The organism is Microbacterium commune (assembly GCF_014836945.1).
Taxonomy (GTDB): domain Bacteria; phylum Actinomycetota; class Actinomycetes; order Actinomycetales; family Microbacteriaceae; genus Microbacterium; species Microbacterium commune.
On sequence record NZ_JACSPX010000001.1, the window covers coordinates 546,876 to 567,414 of the forward strand.

General features: G+C 68.2%; 22 protein-coding genes. 15 read left to right on the plus strand and 7 right to left on the minus strand.

Translation table 11 applies throughout. From position 1 onward, the window contains the following. Window positions 1-21: 21 nt before the first annotated feature. Together H9633_RS02590 and H9633_RS02595 are read right to left on the minus strand one after the other, a co-directional pair. On the minus strand, window positions 22-630 hold the full coding sequence (locus H9633_RS02590) for a DUF305 domain-containing protein (protein ID WP_191711982.1): 609 nt from the start codon (window positions 628-630) through the stop codon (window positions 22-24). 91 nt (window positions 631-721) lie between these two features. Further along, window positions 722-1,165, minus strand: a complete 444-nt coding sequence (locus tag H9633_RS02595; protein WP_029153946.1) for a DUF6153 family protein — start codon at window positions 1,163-1,165, stop codon at window positions 722-724. Between the two features lie 169 nt (window positions 1,166-1,334). Here H9633_RS02595 and H9633_RS02600 point away from each other — a divergent pair, with 169 nt between their 5' ends. From H9633_RS02600 to H9633_RS02610, 3 genes are all read left to right on the plus strand, one after another. Beyond that, a complete protein-coding gene (locus tag H9633_RS02600) occupies window positions 1,335-1,595 on the plus strand; it encodes a YHS domain-containing protein (protein WP_191711983.1) in 261 nt (86 codons plus the stop codon). 71 nt (window positions 1,596-1,666) lie between these two features. Then, window positions 1,667-3,877, plus strand: coding sequence for a heavy metal translocating P-type ATPase (locus H9633_RS02605; protein WP_225211032.1), 2,211 nt, complete (start codon window positions 1,667-1,669; stop codon window positions 3,875-3,877). A gap of 21 nt (window positions 3,878-3,898) precedes the next feature. Further along, window positions 3,899-4,219, plus strand: a complete 321-nt coding sequence (locus H9633_RS02610; RefSeq protein ID WP_191711984.1) for a metal-sensitive transcriptional regulator — start codon at window positions 3,899-3,901, stop codon at window positions 4,217-4,219. Window positions 4,220-4,320: 101 nt separating this feature from the next. On the opposite strand, the gene H9633_RS02615 is transcribed toward H9633_RS02610, so the two are convergent. Further along, window positions 4,321-4,527: a hypothetical protein gene (locus tag H9633_RS02615; protein WP_191711985.1), complete on the minus strand. Its 207-nt coding sequence runs from the start codon at window positions 4,525-4,527 to the stop codon at window positions 4,321-4,323. A 547-nt stretch (window positions 4,528-5,074) separates the two neighbouring features. Between H9633_RS02615 and H9633_RS02620 the strand changes: the two genes are divergently transcribed. The 3 genes from H9633_RS02620 to H9633_RS02630 all read left to right on the plus strand — a co-directional run bounded on the left by H9633_RS02620 (window position 5,075) and on the right by H9633_RS02630 (window position 6,955). Next, the gene (locus tag H9633_RS02620; protein ID WP_191711986.1) at window positions 5,075-5,683 is read left to right on the plus strand and encodes an SRPBCC family protein; all 609 of its coding nucleotides are present in this window, start codon (window positions 5,075-5,077) and stop codon (window positions 5,681-5,683) included. Between the two features lie 59 nt (window positions 5,684-5,742). Then, window positions 5,743-6,363, plus strand: a complete 621-nt coding sequence (locus H9633_RS02625; RefSeq protein WP_225211033.1) for a DUF4166 domain-containing protein — start codon at window positions 5,743-5,745, stop codon at window positions 6,361-6,363. Window positions 6,364-6,520: 157 nt separating this feature from the next. Next, window positions 6,521-6,955 carry a hypothetical protein gene (locus tag H9633_RS02630; RefSeq protein WP_191711988.1) on the plus strand — a complete coding sequence of 145 codons (435 nt, stop codon included), beginning with the start codon at window positions 6,521-6,523 and terminating at the stop codon, window positions 6,953-6,955. 102 nt (window positions 6,956-7,057) lie between these two features. On the opposite strand, the gene H9633_RS02635 is transcribed toward H9633_RS02630, so the two are convergent. Beyond that, the gene (locus H9633_RS02635; protein WP_191711989.1) at window positions 7,058-8,506 is read right to left on the minus strand and encodes an HNH endonuclease signature motif containing protein; all 1,449 of its coding nucleotides are present in this window, start codon (window positions 8,504-8,506) and stop codon (window positions 7,058-7,060) included. 226 nt (window positions 8,507-8,732) lie between these two features. After that, entirely contained in the window at window positions 8,733-10,835 is a 2,103-nt protein-coding gene (locus tag H9633_RS02640) for a RecQ family ATP-dependent DNA helicase (protein WP_191711990.1), read from the minus strand. A gap of 153 nt (window positions 10,836-10,988) precedes the next feature. Here H9633_RS02640 and H9633_RS02645 point away from each other — a divergent pair, with 153 nt between their 5' ends. From H9633_RS02645 to H9633_RS02680, 8 genes are all read left to right on the plus strand, one after another. Beyond that, a complete protein-coding gene (locus tag H9633_RS02645; RefSeq protein WP_191711991.1) occupies window positions 10,989-11,408 on the plus strand; it encodes a pilus assembly protein CpaE in 420 nt (139 codons plus the stop codon). A gap of 74 nt (window positions 11,409-11,482) precedes the next feature. After that, entirely contained in the window at window positions 11,483-12,478 is a 996-nt protein-coding gene (paaA, locus tag H9633_RS02650; RefSeq protein ID WP_191711992.1) for a 1,2-phenylacetyl-CoA epoxidase subunit PaaA, read from the plus strand. Continuing rightward, a complete protein-coding gene (paaB, locus tag H9633_RS02655) occupies window positions 12,475-12,765 on the plus strand; it encodes a 1,2-phenylacetyl-CoA epoxidase subunit PaaB (protein WP_191711993.1) in 291 nt (96 codons plus the stop codon). The genes paaA and paaB overlap by 4 nt, the downstream gene beginning before the upstream one ends. Continuing rightward, on the plus strand, window positions 12,762-13,577 hold the full coding sequence (paaC, locus tag H9633_RS02660) for a 1,2-phenylacetyl-CoA epoxidase subunit PaaC (protein WP_191711994.1): 816 nt from the start codon (window positions 12,762-12,764) through the stop codon (window positions 13,575-13,577). The genes paaB and paaC overlap by 4 nt, the downstream gene beginning before the upstream one ends. Then, window positions 13,571-14,068: a 1,2-phenylacetyl-CoA epoxidase subunit PaaD gene (gene paaD / locus H9633_RS02665; RefSeq protein ID WP_071643501.1), complete on the plus strand. Its 498-nt coding sequence runs from the start codon at window positions 13,571-13,573 to the stop codon at window positions 14,066-14,068. The genes paaC and paaD overlap by 7 nt, the downstream gene beginning before the upstream one ends. Window positions 14,069-14,081: 13 nt before the next feature. Then, window positions 14,082-15,245, plus strand: a complete 1,164-nt coding sequence (paaE, locus tag H9633_RS02670) for a 1,2-phenylacetyl-CoA epoxidase subunit PaaE (protein ID WP_191711995.1) — start codon at window positions 14,082-14,084, stop codon at window positions 15,243-15,245. Between the two features lie 24 nt (window positions 15,246-15,269). Then, window positions 15,270-16,040, plus strand: a complete 771-nt coding sequence (locus H9633_RS02675; RefSeq protein WP_191711996.1) for an enoyl-CoA hydratase/isomerase family protein — start codon at window positions 15,270-15,272, stop codon at window positions 16,038-16,040. A 59-nt stretch (window positions 16,041-16,099) separates the two neighbouring features. Then, on the plus strand, window positions 16,100-17,623 hold the full coding sequence (locus tag H9633_RS02680; protein ID WP_191711997.1) for an ATP-dependent DNA ligase: 1,524 nt from the start codon (window positions 16,100-16,102) through the stop codon (window positions 17,621-17,623). Between the two features lie 110 nt (window positions 17,624-17,733). On the opposite strand, the gene H9633_RS02685 is transcribed toward H9633_RS02680, so the two are convergent. Continuing rightward, on the minus strand, window positions 17,734-18,243 hold the full coding sequence (locus tag H9633_RS02685; RefSeq protein WP_071643505.1) for a phosphoribosyltransferase: 510 nt from the start codon (window positions 18,241-18,243) through the stop codon (window positions 17,734-17,736). Between the two features lie 133 nt (window positions 18,244-18,376). Here H9633_RS02685 and H9633_RS02690 point away from each other — a divergent pair, with 133 nt between their 5' ends. Next, on the plus strand, window positions 18,377-19,192 hold the full coding sequence (locus H9633_RS02690) for a class II glutamine amidotransferase (RefSeq protein WP_191711998.1): 816 nt from the start codon (window positions 18,377-18,379) through the stop codon (window positions 19,190-19,192). Window positions 19,193-19,216: 24 nt separating this feature from the next. Here H9633_RS02690 and H9633_RS02695 read toward each other — a convergent pair whose 3' ends face one another. Next, window positions 19,217-20,308 (minus strand): YihY/virulence factor BrkB family protein, encoded by a 1,092-nt coding sequence (locus H9633_RS02695; RefSeq protein WP_071643541.1) that lies wholly within the window; start codon window positions 20,306-20,308, stop codon window positions 19,217-19,219. Window positions 20,309-20,539 lie beyond the last annotated feature (231 nt).

The window sequence follows — 20,539 nt, forward strand, 5'->3', positions numbered from 1 at the left end:
ACCGGCCCGCCCGGAGGATTCCTACAGCTGGCCGAGGAGTTCCTGCATCGTGGCGATCTCCGCCGTCTGGTCGTCGATCACCTGTTGCGCGAGCTCGAGGACGTCCGGGTTCTGCGCATCATCAAGCGCCGTCTGCGCCATGTCGACGGCACCTTCGTGGTGCACGATCATCTGCTCCAGGAACAGGCTGTTCGCCTCGACAGCATCCGCGCTCCCCAACATGGTCATGTCCTCTTCGGACATCATGCTGTCGTCACCGCCCATCGAACCGTGATCCATGCCTCCCATGGAGTCGGGGTCGTACTCCACACCCCAGTCTTCGAGCCATCCGAGCATCTTGTCGATCTCGGGGCCCTGCGCCGCCTTGATCTGCTCGGCAAGTTCCACCACGCGTGCGTCGGCACCGTCTTTAGCTAGCAGCATGTCGGCCATCTCGATCGCCTGCTCGTGATGAGGGATCATCATCGTGACGAACATCTCGTCAGCCTCGTTCGCTGCCGAAGTCGACGACGACTGAGACGGGGAGGTGGATTCGCTGGACGGTGCCGTGCTGTTGTCAGCGCAGCCGGTGAGAACCAGTGCAAGGGTCAGTACACCCGTACTGACAGCAACGGGAATCTTCTTATTCATGGTTGTTCCTTCGATACGTCGTGTGAGGGTTCGCAAATGATGGCGCCAGACGGCGCCAGGAATCCGACCCATCAGGGTCGGCGGCGACTACTCAGGTGCGACTTATCGAAAGGAACGTCAGCGAGGGTGCCCGGGGAAGGATCCCGATCGCTTCCCACCTCACCAGGCTTACAGCACGGTGAGGGGGCAGCCGGTGACGCTGAATCAATATCGGAGGGAGGAGGAGAAGCAGACCGGCAAGCAACGCCAGCACGCACGCAATCAGCATCTCGTTGTGACCCTGCCCATGTCCGGTGTTCACATGACACGCACCCTCACACGCGGTGGACTCGCTCGCGACGGTTGACGCCGCTACGGTGGCGTGCTCCTCCCCGGCTGCGGAGTGGGTGAGTCCGACGGATCCGTGTCCCGCAGGTTCGGAGGTGAAGGTGTGCATCGCCAGCAAGCCGACGATAACCATCAGCGTGGCCCCGCCGAGCATCAACAACGCGCGCAACGACAACTGCGGACGTGCGCCACGAACTGCGACGTGCATACTCGGCCTCCTCCATTCCGTGCAGGATGCTAACACCACGATCTATGCGGCCGCCCGCCCTGATCCTTCAGCGCCGCCATGTATATCCTAGTGCGGAATACCCCCAGGGGGTATATCGTTAGGCATACCGACGCCGCACTCCGGTGTTTGAGAGAAAGAGGAACAAAACATGTCAGACTCCACTGGATCCTGCTGCAGCCGCAACAGCCACGGTTCCGTCGACGCCGAAGGACGCAAGGATCTCCTCACCCCGCCCGCGGAAGATCTCGCCGAATGTCCTGTGATGGTAGGCAGCACCGTCATCAAGGCGGATGCAGAAGCTGCTGGCCTGTACCGCGATTACGACGGCACCCGGTACTACTTCTGCTGCGCTGGATGCGGGCCCGCGTTCGACGCCGACCCGGCTAAGTACGCCACCGCTGGTGCCTGACACCGTTTCACGGTGCGGGGCACGCCAGACAAGTCAGCCCCACGGTTCTCAATTCCGAGGAGGATAGGCCCATGAGCCACTCGCGTAACGACGGCGCGGAGCACACCCACGCCCACCACGACCACGCGGCGTCGACCCCCGCAGTGACGACCGAAACTGACCACGATGCGCACGCGGGACATCAAGCAATGGCGCATGCACCGCAGTCAGACGCGGCCGCGCACAGTCACAGAGACCACGGAAGCGACAACGCGCCCTCCGGTCACAACACCCACGCTGGACACGGCGGTCATGCAGGCCATGGCGACCACGTCGGGCAGTTCCGTCGCCTGTTCTGGATCATGCTCGTCCTCGCCGTCCCCACGGTCGCGTTGTCGGGCATGTTCTCGATGATCCTCGGCTACACCCTCCCCGATATTCCGGGTCTGTCCTGGGTATCCCCGGTGCTGGGCACTGTCATGTACGCGTGGGGTGGAAAGCCGTTCCTCGTCGGTGCAGTCAGCGAGCTCCGCGCTCGCAAGCCCGGCATGATGCTGCTCATTGGCCTCGCGATCACCGTCGCGTTCGCCGCCTCCTGGGGCGCGACGCTCGGCGTGCTCCATCACGAACTCGACTTCTGGTGGGAGCTCGCCCTCCTCATCGTCATCATGCTTCTCGGGCACTGGATCGAGATGCGCTCCCTCGCCCAGACGACTTCCGCCCTGGACTCACTCGCCGCTCTTCTCCCCGATGAGGCAGAGCGCGTCGAGAATGACCAGGTCGTCACGGTCTCACCGACCGATCTCGTCGTCGGCGACGTCGTCATCGTACGGCCGGGTGGCAGCGTCCCCGCCGACGGGCGCATCGTCGACGGACGGGCCTCGATGGACGAGTCCATGGTCACGGGCGAGTCCCGCACCGTGGAACGCGGCAGCGGCGACCACGTCACAGCCGGCACCGTTGCCACCGATTCCGGGCTTCGCGTCGAGATCACCGCGACCGGCGACGACACGACCCTCGCCGGCATCCAACGTCTCGTCACCCAAGCGCAAAGCTCCTCGTCCCGCGCACAGCGGCTCGCGGACACCGCCGCCGGATGGCTGTTCTGGTTCGCCCTGGGTGCTGCGGCGATCACCGCGATCGTCTGGACGTTGGTCGGCTTGCCTGACGCGGCTGTCATCCGCACCATCACCGTCCTCGTCATCGCCTGCCCGCACGCGCTGGGCCTGGCCATCCCGCTGGTCGTCTCCATCGCCACCGAACGCGCCGCCCGGGGCGGCGTTCTCGTCAAAGACCGGCTCGCGCTCGAAAGCATGCGCACCATCGACACGGTCCTGTTCGACAAGACCGGCACCCTCACCAAGGGCGAGCCCGTCGTCTCCGAGATTTCCGTCGTCGACGGCACCGACCCCGACCAGATCCTCGCACTGGCCGCCGCCGCAGAAACTGATAGTGAGCACCCGCTCGCGAAGGCCATCGTGCGCGCAGCCGCCGACAAGCAGCTCACCATCCCGCGCAACGGCGACTTCACTTCCTCGCCCGCTGTGGGCGTCACAGCGACCGTCGACGGGAAGATCATCCGAGTCGGTGGACCGCACCTGCTCACCGAGGAGAACGCCGACGAGCTCCCGGTCGCCGATCAGTGGCGGACGGATGGCGCGATCATCCTGCACGTCATCCAGGACGGCCGCGTCGTCGGAGCCCTGAAGCTCGCCGACGAGGTGCGTTCGGAGTCCCGGGAAGCCGTCGACGCCCTCCACGCGCTCGGCGTGCAGGTCGTGATGATCACCGGCGATGCGGATGCCGTGGCTCGGGCTGTCGCGCAAGATCTCGGCATCGACCGCGTCTTCGCCGGAGTACGCCCGGAGGACAAGGCCGCCAAGGTCCAACAACTCCAGAACGAGGGCCTTAAGGTCGCAATGGTCGGCGACGGCGTCAACGACGCTCCTGCCCTCGCGCAGGCCGACGTTGGGCTGGCGATCGGTGCGGGCACAGATGTCGCGATCGCGTCGGCTGGTGTCATCCTCGCAAGCGACGACCCCCGCTCGGTACTCTCCGTGATCGAACTGTCACGGGCTTCGTACCGGAAGATGAAGCAGAATCTCTGGTGGGCTGCCGGATACAACATCATCTCCGTCCCCCTCGCCGCCGGCGTCCTCGCCCCCATCGGATTCGTGCTCCCGATGTCGGTCGGAGCGATCCTCATGTCACTATCCACCATCGTCGTCGCTCTCAACGCTCAACTGCTGCGCCGACTCGACCTCCGCCCCGACACCACAACCCGCGTCATCCAGAACCGCTGACCACAACCGCCGGAGATCCAGATGACTGATACCACCGTCGCTACAACATCCTGCAACCAGACAGAGCACGGGTACATCACGGACAAAGCCCGCTACCTTGCTCGCCTCAAGCGCATCGAAGGACAATCACGCGGCATCCACCGCATGGTCGAGGACGAGAAGTACTGCATTGACATCCTCACTCAGATCTCCGCACTGACCAGCGCCTTGCAGAGCGTTGCCGTCGGGCTCCTCGAAGACCACCTGCGCCACTGTGTAGCAGATGCAGCTCGCGCCGGCAGCGACATCGCCGAAGAGAAGGTGCGGGAAGCGTCTCAGGCGATCGCCCGCCTCGTTCGCTGAGTCGCGGCAGATTCGAAAGTGCCCGGACCGGTGAAGCGCAAGCAGTTCGATTCCTCGTGCGCATGTACTCGCGCCGGCTGTGTCGGCCTGCATGCGACGCGTCACCGCCCCCACTCGACCTCTTCTTCCAGCTCGTGCCGGTTTAGTCGGGTCGGCGAGAACTGCCGGATGTCGACGAGCGCCGGCCGACGTACAGGGTTCGTGTCGTCACTGAACCACGTGACGATATCCGCCGTCGTCTCGTCGTCGTTGGCACCGCCAATCCATACGGGCTCGTCCGCGTCACTGGCGACCAGGATGATGACCACGGCATTCGAGTACTCGCATGCGTCCAGGCACCGCGAAACCACTACTCGAGCTCACCCAGCTCAGCGACCTGACCGACGGCCTCGATGAGGCGACAGGCCGCTAACGCCGAGGGTCGAATCCCCCCGGCTCTCGCCGAATACGCCTGCCGAAAGCTCGTTGCGGCGCACGTTTCTGGAAACCGAATCCCGGCTTCGGGAGCGAGATAGCCGAAAACGATCGTTTGCGGCGGCCGCTCAAGAGACGCGAACCACGCCCGCCCAGGCGGCGGAGGTCTCAAAAAAGCGCCTCGCGATCTCTGCCTCTTGGCGCAACCGATCGAGTGTGTCGCGGTACTCGGCGTCCTCGGTCACGTCGTCCTGCGAGTGACCCCCCATGTGCTTTGCCCATATTTTGTTTCAAGGAGCTCGATGATGTCGTCGTAGAGCGCCGTGAACTCGCCCGAAGGTGCAAACACATGGAGTTCCGCGGCATCCGGCCCGACCTCGACTGACGTCCCGTGTAGCGTCGAGTGTCAGAGTGTCGGCGAACAGCAGTCGGGGGTCGAGTATGCGTCGGTCGCAGGCGTTGTATGTCGAGGTGCTCATCCGAGCCGATATTGAGACGATCTGGGCGCTGACGCAGGATCCCGACCTCCACCCGCGATGGGACCTGCGCTTCAGCAGGATCGAGCCGACCGGCTCCGATTCGGCGGGCCGGTCGCGGTTCCGGTACGAACGGGCCCTGCCACTGCACGTGATCCGGGGCGAGGGCATCTCCCTCGGAGAGAAGACCCGCCGCGATGGCATCCGCACGTCAGCGCTCGCGTTCTCGACCGACGACCGCCTATCGCCGTTGCGCTGCGGTCGCGGGTATTGGCGCTACGTGCCGACGGCGGAGGGCGTGCGATTCATCACCGGATACGACTATCAGGCCGGCTGGGGCAGATTCGCCGATCTGGTGATGCGGCCGGTGATCCTCTGGATGACCGCATGGAGCTTCGACCGGCTGCGCATCTGGGCCGAGCGCGGCGAAGAACCGAATCGGTGGCCTCTGCTGTCAGTCGTGCGGTTCTGGCGTTCGGACAGACCCCGCGCCTCGCGGTGTCGCACCGTCCCACCACGTGACGGCGCGATGGCTGATGCTCCGCAGACGCTGCAGAGGGTGAGCGTCTCGTGAACGGTACCCCGATGTTTCGGGCAGCGCTCGGAGACGAAGCATTCGCACGCCTGCATCCCATGATGCAGCGACGATTCGGGGTCTCGGTGGCGAACGGCTACGGATGCGTCGGACGCGGGACCATGAGCCGCATCCGTAGAGGCCCATGGTGGACGGTTCCGTTTCTGCTGATCGGTCGGCTGCGTCACATCCTCGTCGCAGACACCGGCACGAACGTGCCGTTCGTCATCGAGAACTACCCGTACCTCGACCCGTACGGTCGAGAGACAGTGACGTTCGTTCGCGAGTATCGCGCGCGACGACGGCCGGCGCGGTTCGACGCGACGATGGTGCTCGACCCTGACCGCACGACGATCGTGGATTACCTCGGCACGCATCAGCACCTCGCCGTCGATCTGCACCTCGAAGTCGACGAGAACGGTGGCCTCGTTCTACGATCGGATGAGCAGCGCTTCTACGAGGGGCCCATCGCGTTCCGGTTCCCGATGCTGTTCTCGGGTCGCGCGGAACTCCACGAGCGCTACGACGAGGCTGAGGGCGCCTTCCACATCTCGCTCGAGGTGCGAAACCGAATCTTCGGCTTCCTCTTCGGCTACGACGGCTGGTTCACGTGCGAGTTCCCGCCCGCGACCGATGCCCCGGACCGACTGAAGCCACGACGACACGAGCGTCGGCTCTGACGCATTCAGACGCCGGTCGTCACGGATTCGGCGGTATGACATTGACCTACGAAGTGAACGGATTCAAGCCGATCGCTGCAGCGCCGTGATCGCCGAGCGATGAACGAGCGGGCGCTTCGAAGACAGCCGCCGCATACCAGATCGGTACTCTGAGCCCATGGGACGAACGACGAGAACTGTTTCGGCCGCACTCGGGACTGCCTCGGTGATCGCGCTCTCAGGGTGTGCGGGAATGGACAGCCTCATCTGGGGACAGGATGGGGCGGCCACGATCTCGACCACAGAGCAGCTGATAGAAGCAGCCGCAGAGGGCGACGCCAAGGGCTTCGTGTGCAACGAAGCAGATCCCGAACTCCGAGATCCCGCGGACTGGGAAGGACTCTCCGCTGAGGAACCCGAAAGGTTCGCCTCCGAGTACTGGGAACAGTTCGCAGCTCTCGATCCGCAGTGGAGCATCAACCTGTCGCTGCCCGAAGACCGCGTGGCCCCGGGCGTCGAATACCCGGGCGACGTGTTCTACCGCGACGCCGACGACGGTCTCTGTCTTGTGGCTGTCGCGTGGTGGACGGTGGAAGGGCAGCCGCCACCGTGACAGGGCGGGCGGACTACAACGCGGGCAAAGAATCGTTCATCCTGGCGGCGGTCGAGAAGTCGACCGCCGCCAGCAGCGCTTCCGACCGGGACTGACGTCGGCTCATATCCGCAGCACGCCGTCGCGGCGGCGGCGACGCGCATGAAGGGTGGACAGTCTCGGCGTGCGCCACTTCTGCTCGGCGTCCCACCAGGCCGGTCCGCGGATCTGCGGGAGACCGCCGTTCATGCGGATCTCCCAGCCCGACTGGCCGAGCGATCGGTGATGCCACCAGCAGAGCGGCACGCCATTGTCGGTGTGCGTCGGGCCACCCCGGGCGTGCTCGACCACGTGGTGGATCTCGCACCAGGTCGCCGGGACATGGCATCCGGGAATCAGGCATTCCTGATCTCTGGCGACGATCGCCCGGCGCTGGTGAACGGTGAACACGCGGTCGGTGGTCGTGATCCCCACGATGCGGCCTTCGTCGAACAGCACGCGCTGCACGGCTCCGGTGCAGGCGGTGTGGGTCGCGACGTGCAGCGGAACAGCGGTCTCGGATCCGGGCAGGGTTGCCCAGCCGGTGCCTGCCGCCAGATCTGCGGCGTCGACGTGCACGACCAGAGTCGGGGCTGCACCGCCGAGCGAAGGCATCTCGCTGTGTCGGGCGGCGATGCCGAGAGCGGCGGCGAGCGCGTCGTGTCGCTTCTGCGCAGAGGTGCGCGGATCGATCACGTTGCGGGGGTCGGTGTTGAACTCGTCGTCGCTGGAGGGGTCGTCGTCGAAGGTGAAGCGGACCCCGGTGTCTGGAGCACCGCCGACCTTCGGGTTGTTGTAGGCGTCGTCAATGAGCTGGAACTGCGCAGCCAGCTCAGGGGTGAGGCCTCCCCGCACGGGGTGGAGACCGTCGCGCACCCGGCCGATCGTGAACCCTCGGCGCGCCTGCGCGCGCTGGTCTGACGGCTCGGCGCCGTCAGGGTCGAGGGCGATGGCGAGGGCGGACGCGAACTGCTTCAGCTCGTCCGCCGATGCTCGCGGCGCCTGCCCGCGATCATCGTGATCGGCATCGTCGTGGTCGCCGGGGAGGTCGTCACCGCGGGCGAACGCCGCGAGGTTGGCGTCGGCCCACATCCGCTGCTCGACAGTGATTCGATCCCGCCCGCTCTCCAGCGGCGCGACAGACGCCAGCAGACCGGCGACGCCGACGGCACCGTCGAGCAGCGCCTCGCGCATAGCGGGCCAGCGGGCCGGCATCCGCTCCCCCGACACCAGATTCGTCTCACGCTGCACCGCCTCCGCCGCCCGGATGATCCGCGCCGCGGACGGCGCGTCGACCAGCACCGCCCGACGGAGCATCTCGTTCATGCCCCGGCATCCGAATCGATGGCCGAATTCGGTGTCGGCAGTCGCCACCGTCTCGACGATGCCCGCATCAGCCAGCCGCGATATCTCCCCGAGGCCCGCGAGCGCTTCCGCGCGCTCCGCATCCGACAGTCCCGCAAGCGCGTCGACCGACAGCAGATCGCGCAGGTCTGCGGCGACCTGGGCGAGTGCATCGGCGGGGCTGTTCATACCTCCATTCTGACGAGGGCCACCGACATTCACCCCGTCGTTTTCCCCAGATCAGTTAAACTTTCCGAGAAAGTTTTCCGGAAGCTGAGGAGACTCCCTGAGACGAGCTTTCGCACACGAGACGTCGCGCTGAGCGGGCTGTCTCATACGGCCCGTCGCACCCGAAAGCGCCGGTCGCCCGGAAAGACGTCGCGCGGCTCGTCCATGACAGCGGACCACCGCGGGCTCAGCCGCGCAGCGCCAGCACGAACGGCAGCACCTCGCTCGCACCGGCCCGGCGCAGCTCACGGGCCGCGACCGTGAGCGTCCAGCGGCTGTCGGCCTGGTCGTCGACGAGCAGCACCGGCCCGTCGGGCACGGCGAGGCCGTCGGCGCTGAAGCGCTCCCAGAGACCGGCGAGACGGAACACGCTGTTGCCGCCCGGCTCGCCGCTCGGCCCGCCGTTCGCGACGTCGAGAACTCCGATGTACGGCAGCCGTCCGATGTCGGCGATCCCCCTGGCCAGTGAGTCGACGAGCCGCGGCTTCGATCGCGACGGCATCGCGACGACGGCCACAGGTCGCCGCTCCCAGCCCCACCCCGCCAGCACCCGTACGCACGCGTCGAGAATCTGAGGGGTCACCTCGACATCCGCGGCTCCGGCGGCGAAGATCTGCCGCAGCGTTACTCCCCAGCCGAGGTCGGTGAGTCTCGCCAAGGCGCGCCCTTCCCCCGCCTGCTCGCCGGCGGGAATGCGCCCCTTCACCGGCACGCCGACACGGTCGCCGCCGGTGGGCCACTGCTTGCGCGGCTCGATCGGCACTCCGACGCGATCGAGGGCTCCGGATGCGGCAGCTCCCGCATCCGACCCGATCTCGGTCGGAAACCACGGCCCCGCGCAGTTGTCGCAGCGACCGCAGGGCGCTGCTGTGGCGTCGTCGAGCGAGCGCTGCAGGAACTCCATGCGGCATCCGTCGGTCTGCTGATAGTCGAGCATGTGCTGCTGCTCGGCCCGACGTTCGGCGGCGATGCGCTCGTAGCGCTCGGCGTCGTACACCCACGGCTGACCGGTGGCGACCCAGCCGCCCTGCACGCGACGCACCGCACCGTCGACGTCGAGCACTTTCAGCAGCAGCTCGAGCGGCGTGCGGCGGATGTCGACGATCGCCTCGAGCGCCGGCGTCGAGAGCGGCTGATCCCCCAGCGCCGCGATGACCCGCTCGGCGCGCTCGCGGTCGGGCATCGACGCGGTGGCGAAGTAGTGCCAGATGTCGCGATCCTCCACCCCCGGCAGCAGCAGCACGTCTGCGCTGTCGCTGGCGCGGCCGGCGCGGCCGACCTGCTGGTAGTACGCGACCGGTGACGACGGGGCGCCGAGGTGCACGACGAAGCCGAGGTCGGGCTTGTCGAACCCCATGCCCAGGGCGCTGGTCGCGACGAGCGCCTTGACCTCGTTGCGCTTGAGCATCCCCTCCGATTCCTCGCGCTCGTCGGCATCCGTCTGGCCCGTGTACGCACGCACCTCGTGGCCCTGCTCGCGCAGCAGCCGGGCGGTGTCGACCGCCGCCGACACCGTGAGCGCGTAGATGATGCCCGAGCCGGGAAGATCGTTCAGATGGCTGAGCAGCCAGGCCAGCCGCTGCGCCGAGCCAGGCAGCTGCAGCACGCCGAGGCGGAGGGATGCCCGGGCCAGCGGCCCGCGGATGGTCAGAACGCCACTGTCCGCGCCGCCGAGCTGCTCCGCCACATCCGCGACCACCCGGCTGTTCGCGGTCGCGGTGGTAGCGAGCACCGGCACCCCGGCTGGCATCTCGGCGATCAGCTCGCGCAATCGGCGATAGTCGGGACGGAAGTCGTGCCCCCAGTCGCTGATGCAGTGCGCCTCATCGACGACGAGCATCCCGATCCGACGGATCAGCGCCGGCAGCTGGTTCTCTCGGAACGCCGGGTTGTTCAGCCGCTCCGGTGAGACGAGCAGCACGTCGACCTCGTCGCGGTCGAGTCGCCCGATGACGTCTGCCCACTCGTGCGCGTTGGTCGAGTTGATCGCGACGGCGCGCACACCGGCACGCTCGGCAGCGGCGATCTGATCGCGCATGAGGGCTAGCAGCGGCGAGACGAGCACTGTCGGGCCAGCCCCCTGCCTGCGCAGCAGCAGCGTCGCGACGAAGTACACCGCTGATTTGCCCCAGCCGGTGCGCTGCACGACCAGCGCACGGCGGCGCCCGGCGACCAGCGCCTCGATCGCCTCGTACTGCCCGTCGTGGAAGATCGCGTCGGCGCGCCCGACCAGCTCCCGCAGCGCGGCGAGCGCGGCATCGCGGATCTCGGTCGAGGTCGAAGAGGTCATGTCCTCCACTCTGCCGCACCCCACCGACACGAGCCGCCCCACCGACACGTGCCCTCCCCACCGACACCACCGCGGTCCCGCCAACACTGCCGAGACGCGCCGAGACCCGCCGACACCAGCCTCGCTCGCGCCGCGGTCGCCTACCGTAGAGGCATGATCAGCCGCGAACTGGCAGTCGCCCTGCGCGAGACGGGTCTCATCTGGCATCCGGCCAGCGGCGATCGCTTCGCCCTCGATCTGCCCGATGAGATCGAGCTGGAGGCCGAGGCCGACATCTTCACCGTCAGCGAGATGACGATCGAGGCGCGCGCGACCCCGTCGGGCACCGATCTGGCCTTCAATGGCACCACCGAGTGGGCGCTCGACTCCGTGCAGCTGTCGGAGGCCGTCTGGCTTCCCCGCGAGGACCAGCTGCGCGAGCTGCTGCGCGGCACCTTCCGCACGCTGCAGCGCCTGCCCGACGCGTTCGTCGTCGAGATCGAGATCACTGGGGAGCGGATGCGCTTCGAGCATCCCGAACCCGCCGAGGCCTACGGTCGAGCCCTGCTCGCCCTGCTGCGCCGCGCGCGCTGACACCCGTCTTGCCCGCCCGACTCCTGCGTGCGAGAATTACCAAACGAACGGTCAGTAAACCGATGGAGTCGACGATGACCAGCCCCGCAGACCTCTCCCTCGTGCACGACGCACCCTCAGACGAGGAGCACAGCTTCGACGAGCTCGTGGCGAACGAGCAGCGCATCGAGCCGCGCGACTGGATGCCCGACGCGTACCGCAAGACCCTGATCCGGCAGATCTCGCAGCACGCGCACTCCGAGATCATCGGGATGCAGCCCGAGGGCAACTGGATCACCCGCGCACCCAGCCTGAAGCGCAAGGCCATCCTGATGGCGAAGGTGCAGGACGAGGCCGGCCACGGGCTCTACCTCTACTCCGCCGCGCAGACCCTCGGCACCACGCGCGAGGAGATGATGCGCCAGCTCATCGACGGTAAGGCGAAGTACTCGTCGATCTTCAACTACCCCACCCCCACCTGGGCCGACATGGGAGCGATCGGGTGGCTCGTCGACGGCGCCGCCATCGTCAACCAGGTGCCGCTGTGCCGCGCCTCGTACGGCCCGTACGCGCGGGCGATGGTGCGGATCTGCAAAGAGGAGTCGTTCCACCAGCGGCAGGGCTTCGAGATCCTGCTCACGCTGATGCAGGGCACTGACGAGCAGCGCGAGATGGCGCAGGATGCCGTGAACCGGTGGTACTGGCCGAGCCTGGCCATGTTCGGCCCGCCCGACGACCAGTCGCCGAACTCCGCCCAGTCGATGAAGTGGAAGATCAAGCGCTTCTCGAACGACGACCTGCGCCAGCGCTTCGTCGGGATGCTCGTGCCGCAGGCCGAGATCCTCGGGATCACCCTGCCCGATCCCGACCTGAAGTGGAACGACGAGACCCAGCAGTACGACATGGGCGAGATCGACTGGGACGAGTTCTTCGAGGTGCTGAAGGGCAACGGCCCGTGCAACGCCGAGCGCCTCGAACGTCGCCGGACGGCGCACGAGGAGGGCGCGTGGGTGCGTGAGGCTGCGGCGGAGTACGCCCGGGTTTCGTCTCGCTCCGCTCGCTCGGCCACCGGAAGCGGGATGGCATCATGACCGAGCAGACCGCCTGGCCCCTGTGGGAGGTGTTCGTGCGCGCCAACCGGGGACTCAGCCACGTGCACGTCGGATCGCTCGTGGCTCCGGATGCCGAGATGGCCGTCCGCAATGCCCGCGACCTCTACACGCGCCGCGGTGAGGGAGTGTCGATCTGGGTGGTTCCGGCGGATGCCATCACCACCAGCGACCCGGACGCCAAAGACGCTTACTTCGAGACCTCCGAGGGCAAGAACTACCGGCACGCCGTGTACTACACGGCGTCCGAGGGGGTGCCGCACCTGTGACCGACGACGTCCATGTCTCCGTCGCGGAGCTGCACCTGGCATCCGAACTCGCCGGCGGCGACACTCGCGCCGCTTCGGCGGATATCGCCGAGTACGCCCTGTGGCTGGGCGATGACGCGCTGATCCTCTCGCAGCAGCTCGGCGCGTGGATCTCGCGCGCCCCCGAGCTCGAGGAGGACGTCGCGCTCGGCAACATCGCCCTCGACCTGCTCGGCCACGCGCGCTCGCTGCTGCGCTACGCCGGATCGTGGGACGGACGCACCGAAGACGACCTGGCGTACTTCCGCGACGAGCCGGAGTTCCGCTGCGCGTGGATCGTGCAGCAGCCGAACGGCGATTTCGCGCAGACCATCGCACGCCAGCTGGTCGCGTCGACGTACATGTACGAGCTGTATTCGGCGCTGCGCGGATCGACCGACGAGACCTTCGCCGCGATCGCCGCGAAGTCGCTGAAAGAGGTCGACTACCACCGCGACCACGCCGTGCAGTGGGTGCTGCGCCTGGCCGGCGGCACCGTGCTCTCACGCGAGAAGATGATCCGGGCGCTGGCGGATGTGTGGCCGTACGTCGACGAGCTGTTCCGCGACGAGCCGCTGATCGACCGGCTCGACGGCGTCGCCGCGCGCCCCTCGACCCTGCACCCCGGCTTCGACGCTGTGATCGACACGGTCTTCGCCGAGGCCGAGCTCGTGAGGCCCGACGCGAAGGCATCCCGCGCGGGCGGCCGCCACGGCTCGCACGCCACCCCGTTCGGTCACCTGCTCGCCGAGATGCAGGTGCTCGCCCGACGGCATCCGGGGGCGACATGGTGACCACCACCGAACGCACCGGCCGCGCCCGCGCCCTCGCGGCCGCCGTCGCCGACCCCGAGATCCCTGTGCTCAGCATCGCCGACCTCGGGGTGCTGCGCGACGTGCGGGTCGACGGCGAGCGCGTCGTGGTCGACATCACCCCCACCTACTCCGGATGCCCGGCGATGGACGCCATTCGCGACGACATCATCCTCGCGCTGACCGCCGACGGGTTCGCCGACGTCGAGGTGCGTCTCGTGCTCTCCCCCGCCTGGACGAGCGATTGGATGAGCGAGGACGGCAGGCGCAAGCTCGTCGAGTACGGCATCGCCCCGCCGTCCGGCCGCGCGGCCCATCGCGAGGGTCCCATCCGCGTGACCCTTGCGGTGAAGTGCCCCCGGTGCGGCTCCCTCGACACCCGCGAGGTGTCGCGCTTCGGCTCGACGTCGTGCAAGGCGCTGTTCGAGTGCCGCGCGTGCCTCGAGCCCTTCGACCACTTCAAGGTGATCTGATGGAGGCGATCTGATGCCGCTGTTCCGGATGCCCGCTGCCACGGTCGACGACGAGAGCGCCCCGCACCGGGCGGGTGACCGCCACCGCGCCCGGTTCCGCACCCTCACCGTCTCGGACGTGCGCCGGCTCACCGATGACGCGGTCGAGGTGACCTTCGCCGTGCCGGCCGATCTCGCCGACGACTACGCCTACCTGCCCGGGCAGTACGTCGCGCTGCGCGTGCAGCTGGACGGCACCGAGGTGCGCCGCTCGTACTCGCTGTGCCGTCCGCCGGCACCGGTGCGCGACGGCGCGACCAGCCTCAGCGTCGCGGTCAAGCGCGACGAGGGCGGGCTGTTCTCCACCTGGGCGCAGACCGAGCTGACCCCCGGATTCCGGATCGATGTGATGAGCCCGCAGGGCACGTTCACATCAGGGCTCGAGCATCTCGACGGCGCGCACGTCGTCGGCATCGCGGCAGGGTCGGGCATCACGCCGATGATGGCGCTCGCGCGCACCCTGCTCGCGGCATCCGACAGCACGCGCTTCACGCTGCTGTACACGAACCGGTCGACCAGCGACGTGATGTTCCTCGAGGACCTCGCCGACCTCAAAGACCGCTACCCCACCCGCCTCGTGCTGCATCACGTGCTCTCCCGTGAGCAGCGCACCGCCCCGGTGCTCTCGGGCCGCATCGACGAGCAGAAGCTGCGCACCATCCTCGATTCGCTCATCCTGCCGTCGACGGTCGACGAGTGGTTCCTCTGCGGGCCGTTCGCGCTCGTCGACCTGTGCCGTGAGGTGCTGGCCGAGCGGGGCGTGCCGAACGAGCACGTGCGGTTCGAGCTGTTCACCACCGGCGATGCCCCCGCCGAACGCGGACCGCGCCGGGTCGAGGTGCGGGCGGGTGAGAAGTCGTACCGCATCGAGGTCAACCTCGACGGCGTCTCATCGACCGTCGAGAGTCCTGTCGACGCACACGAGTCGGTGCTGAACGCGGCGCTGCGCGTGCGTCCGGATGCCCCGTTCGCCTGCTCGGGAGGGGTGTGCGGCACGTGCCGGGCGCGGGTGCTCGAGGGCAGCGTGACGATGACCGAGAACTACGCTCTCGAACCCGACGAGATCGAGCGCGGATACGTGCTGACCTGCCAGTCCCACCCCACCAGCGACCGTCTCGTCGTGGACTACGACGTCTGAGCCCCCATCGCCCCAGGAGCCGTCATGATCGACATCCGCATCTCCGACGACGTCGCCCGGATCACGCTGAACGCTCCGGAGCATCTCAACGCGCTCGGCGAGCAGGCCCTGCACCAGCTGCGGGCGGCGTACGACGAGGCCGAACGCGCCGGCGTGCGCGCTCTCGTCCTGCGCGCCGAAGGCCGATCGTTCTGCGCCGGCCGCGACATCTCCGCCGTGGACCCGCGTGACGACGACGTCATCGGCTATCTCGGTGGCATCGTCACCCCGCTGCTGAAGCGCATGGCGGAGTTCCCCGCGCCCACGTTCGCGGTCGCGCACGGTGCGTGTCTGGGTGTCGGGCTCGGCCTGCTCATCGCGACCGACGTCGTGTACGTCGCCGAGTCGGCGAAGATCGGCTCGCCGTTCGCCGCGCTGGGTGCGACGCTCGACTCCGGTGGGCACGCCCTGTTCGCCGAGCGGCTCGGCGCGCACAAGACCCTCGACCTCATCTACACGGGGCGGCTCATGTCGGGCTCCGAGGCCGTGGCATCCGGACTCTTCTCCCGCGTCTTCCCCGACGAGGCGGTGCACACGGCCGCCGAGGACGCCGCCCGCGCCGCCGCCCACGGCGCGACCGCGGCGTTCCTCGCCAGCAAGAGGCTGATCGCCCGCATCCGCGACGAGCGGCTGGCGCTGTGGGAGTCGATCGACATCGAGAACGCCGCGCAGGCCGCGCTCTGCGACACCGACGACTACCGCGAGGGCTTCGCCGCGTTCCAGCAGAAGCGCGAGCCCGAGTTCCGCGGGCGCTGAGTCCGGCTCGCTGCGCAACCCCCTGCATCCATATCGGCGGCCGGTGCGAGGATGCCGGGATGATGCTCTCCGAGCTGCTCGCCGCGACCGACGAGGTCGCCGCCACGTCCTCCCGCCTGGCCAAGATCGACGCTCTCGCGCGACTGCTGGCGGCCGCTCCCGCAGACGAGCTGCGTCCGCTGATCGGGCTGCTGCTCGCCGCACCCCGCCAGGGCCGGCTCGGCGTCGGGTGGCGCAGGCTGGCCGGACTCGAGGTCGCGCACGCGGACGCGCCGACCCTGACGATCGCAGAGGTCGATCAGGCGCTGGATGCCCTTGCCGAGACCTCCGGAACCGGCTCGACGGCCGCACGGCAGAGCGTGCTGCAGAGGGTGGCCGCGCGGTGCACCGCGGCGGAATGGGATCTGCTCTCGCGGGCGATGATGGGAGAGCTGCGCACCGGCGCGCTCAGCGGCGTGCTGATCGACGCGATCGCCCGCGCGTCGGATCGCCCGGTGGCGACCGTGCGTCGCGCGGCGATGCTGTCGGGCGACCTCGGCGAGACGGCCGCCGTCGCCCTCACCGGAGACGAGAGCGATCTCGACGCGATCGGGCTGGCCGTCGGACGCCCCGTCATGCCGATGCTCGCCTCCACCGCCGCCACGCCGACCGCCGCGTTGGAGATCACCGGGCGGGCGTCGGTGGAGTACAAGCTCGACGGGGCGCGCATCCAGGTGCACCGGCGCGGCGATGAGGTCGGCGTCTACACCCGCAGTCTCGCCGACGTCACGCACCGCGTGCCCGAGCTGGTCGACATTGTTCGCTCACTGCCCGCACACGATGTGATCCTCGACGGCGAGACGCTGTCGCTCGATGAAGACGGCGGTCCGCGGCCGTTCCAGGAGACGATGTCGCGGTTCGGCGCCGACGTCGCGCGTGAGCTGGCGCTGCGTCCGTGGTTCTTCGACATCCTGCATGTCGACGGCCGCGACCTCATCGACGAGCCCCTCAGCGTGCGACTGGCCGAGCTCGAACGCGTCGCGGGCGAGTGGCGGATGCCCGGCGTCGTCACCGGCGATCCGGCCGAGGCCGAGCGGCTGTCGCGCGATGCCCTCGCCGCCGGACACGAGGGCGTGCTGGTCAAAGCCGTCGAATCGACCTACACCGCCGGGCGCCGCGGGAAGTCCTGGGTGAAGGTGAAGCCCGTCCTCACGTACGACCTCGTCGTGCTCGGCGTCGAATGGGGCTCGGGTCGGCGCACCGGGATGCTGTCGAACCTGCACCTCGGCGCACGGGACCCCGACGGCGAATTCGGCGAGCCGGGCGGGTTCGTCATGGTCGGCAAGACCTTCAAGGGGCTCACCGACGAGCTGCTGCGCTGGCAGACCGAGACCTTTCCCGCGCTCGAGACCAGACGCACGGCGAGCACGCTCTTCCTGCGGCCCGAGACCGTCGTCGAGATCGCGATCGACGGTGTGCAGCGCTCACCCCGCTATCCGGGCGGCATCGCGCTGCGCTTCGCGCGAGTCAAGGGCTACCGTCCTGACAAGAGCGCCGGCGAGGCCGACACGATCCAGTCGCTCAGGTCGCTCCTGCGCGGCTGACCGCGTCGAAACGCATCACGCCGACGCAGGCAGCCCCTGATCCTCCTCGACGACCGTGCCCCTGAGCATCCACTCCCGGTCGTTGAGCAAGCGCAGCGCGTCGAAACGCATCACGCCGACGCCGGCAGCCCCTGATCCTCCTCGACGACCGTGCCCTTGAACGACCACGGGAAGTTGATCCAGAGATCGGTGTCCTTCCAGGCGAAGTCCGGCTGGATGATCGTCGACGGCTTCGTGTAGATGGTGACCGAGCGCACGTCGGCGCCCTTCTCCTTCAGCAGCTGCACGGCGAGCGCGAGCGTGCGCCCCGAGTCGGCGACGTCGTCGACGAGCAGCACGCGCCGTCCGTTCAGGTACTCCATGTCGAGCTCGGGCGGCAGCACCTCCGGCGCGTCGAGCACGGTGCCGATGCCGGTGTAGAACTCCATGTTGATCGCACCGCAGTTCTTCACACCCAGCCCGTACGCGATGGCCCCCGCAGGCAGCAGACCGCCTCGAGCGATCGCGACGACCACCTCCGGCACGAAGCCGCTGTCGATGATCCGACGCGCCAGGTCGCGTGTCGCATCGCCGAATCCGTCCCAGGTGAGCGTCTCGCGCTCGATCGCTGCCTCAGTCATCGCTCCATTCTGTTACACCGATGACGGACCGGCGAACGGATTCCGCGCCTGTCCAGCCGGGATGAGGTAGAAACGAAGGAGGGATCGCGTCGCCCGCCGCATCCCTCATCCCGATTTCCGAGGTCTTTCCACCATGTGCCGCCTGTTCGCCTTCGTCTCGCCCGATCGCTCCACTGCCCACCGGGAGCTGGGCCGAGACGGCATGGAGAGCCTGCTCTCGTTGGCGCGCCTGCACGGCGACGGCTGGGGCTGGGCGGGCGTCGGCGCCCCCGGGCAGCCGCCCGCGGCGCACCGGTCGGCGCGATCCGCCGTCGGCGATGCGGCGTTCGAGCAGGCGATGCACGCCGAGTGCCGTGCGGCCGTCGTGCACCTGCGCTGGGCCACCGCCGGCCTGCCTGTGCTCGACTGCAACGCGCATCCCTTCACCGCCGACGGCATCGCCTTCGCGCACAACGGCTCGATCAAGCCGCTCGAGCAGCTGAGGTCGCTGCTCTCGCCCGAGAGCGTCGCATCGCTCACCGGCACCACCGACAGCGAGATGTACTTCGCCCTCATCCGCGAGCAGGTCGCCGAGGGCCTCGGCCTGCACGAGGCGACGACACGGGTCGCCGCGATGCTGCGAGAGCTGTTCCCGCTCGCCAGCCTGAACGCGCTGGTGCTCGATGAAGAGCAGCTCGTCGTCGTGCATGCCAGCGCCACCAGCATCCTCACCGACCACGATCTCTCCCGCCTCGCCCCGCTGGCCGATGTGCTGCCCAGCGAGCACAACGAGGACTACTTCGCGCTGCGGTGGCGCCAGAGCGCCGACGGCACGATCGCGGTCGGGTCGACGGGTGTCGCCGGCGCCGGGTGGACCGCCCTGCCGTCCGAGTCCGTCACCTCCATCCGGCTCGCGGATCGCTCGGTCTCGACCCTCGAGCTGGCCGCCGCTCACGCCCTGCACGGCTGAGGAGCGACGGCCGGCCCGGCCGGCTCAGCGACGGTGCCTGTCGGCCTGCTCGCGCAGCTCCCGGCCCTCCTCGATGGTCTTCTGCTCCTTCTCCTGCATCTTCTTGCTCTGCCGGTCGTCGCGCGGCGGCAGCTGGATGCTCTCCTCCGCCTCGATGCCGGCCTGCAGCTGCCGACCCCGCTCCATCTCGGCGTCGAACTCGGCGCCGAACAGCAGCGACAGGTTCACGATCCAGAGCCACAGCAGCAGGATGATGACGCCGGCGATGCTGCCGTACGTCTTCTGATAGTTGCCGAAGTTGATCACGTAGAAGAAGAAGCCGAGCGAAGCGATCACCATGATCAGCAGCGCCACGAACGCTCCGAGACTCATCCAGCGGAACTTCGGCTGCTTCACGTTGGGGCTGCCGTAGTACAGGATCGCGAGGGCGAGAACGGCGAGGATCGCGATGACCGGCCACTTGGCGATGCTCCACACCGTGAGCGCCACGCCGCCGAGCCCGATGGCCTCTCCGATGGCCTCGGCGATCGGGCCCGAAACGATCAGCAGCAGCACGATCGCCACCGCGATCACCAGCAGGATGACGGTCAGCAGGAGCACCATCGGCCGCAGCTTCCAGAACGGGCGGCCCTCGTCGATCTCATAGACGGTGTTCATCGCCTGCGAGAACGCGCCGACGTAGCCGGACGCCGACCAGATGGCGCCGGCCAGACCGATGATGAGCGCGAAACCCGCGGTATCCGACTGGGCCAGCTGCTCGATCGGCTGGCGCAGCACCTGCACGACCGACTCATCGGTCACCCGCCGCAGCACGCCGACTAGCAGGTCGGTCGTCTGCTTCGCCTGACCGAACAGGCCGACGAGCGAGACGACGGCGAGCAGCGCGGGGAAGATCGCCAGCACGCTGTAGTACGTCAGCGCGGCAGCGAGGGTGGTGCACCGGTCGCGGGAGAACTCCGAGACGGCCCGCTTGAGCGCGTACGTCCAGGAGGGCTTGTCGATCTGCTGCGGCGTCTGCGGCTTGCGCGCGTCGTCGGGCGGCGGCGCCTGCCGCTCTTTCGCGGTGCTGGTCTCGGCATCGCTCTGGGATGCCGGCTGCTCGAGGTTTCCGGACATGACGCCCTCCGTGCTGGTGCGTTCCTGCTGCTGAGCGAACCACTCTCGCTGACGCGGATGGCTCGTGCCACGGGCTCGACGCACGGCGCCGCCGAGGCTATCCTGCGGCGCCGAGATGCGCTCGGCCGGGCCCGCACCGCCGGTTAGAATCGGAACGTCCGGCCCCTGAGGCCGGTGCTCGAAAAAGGGGCACGAAGCACTCTGCGACGCGGCGTGAGGCGCGAGACACAT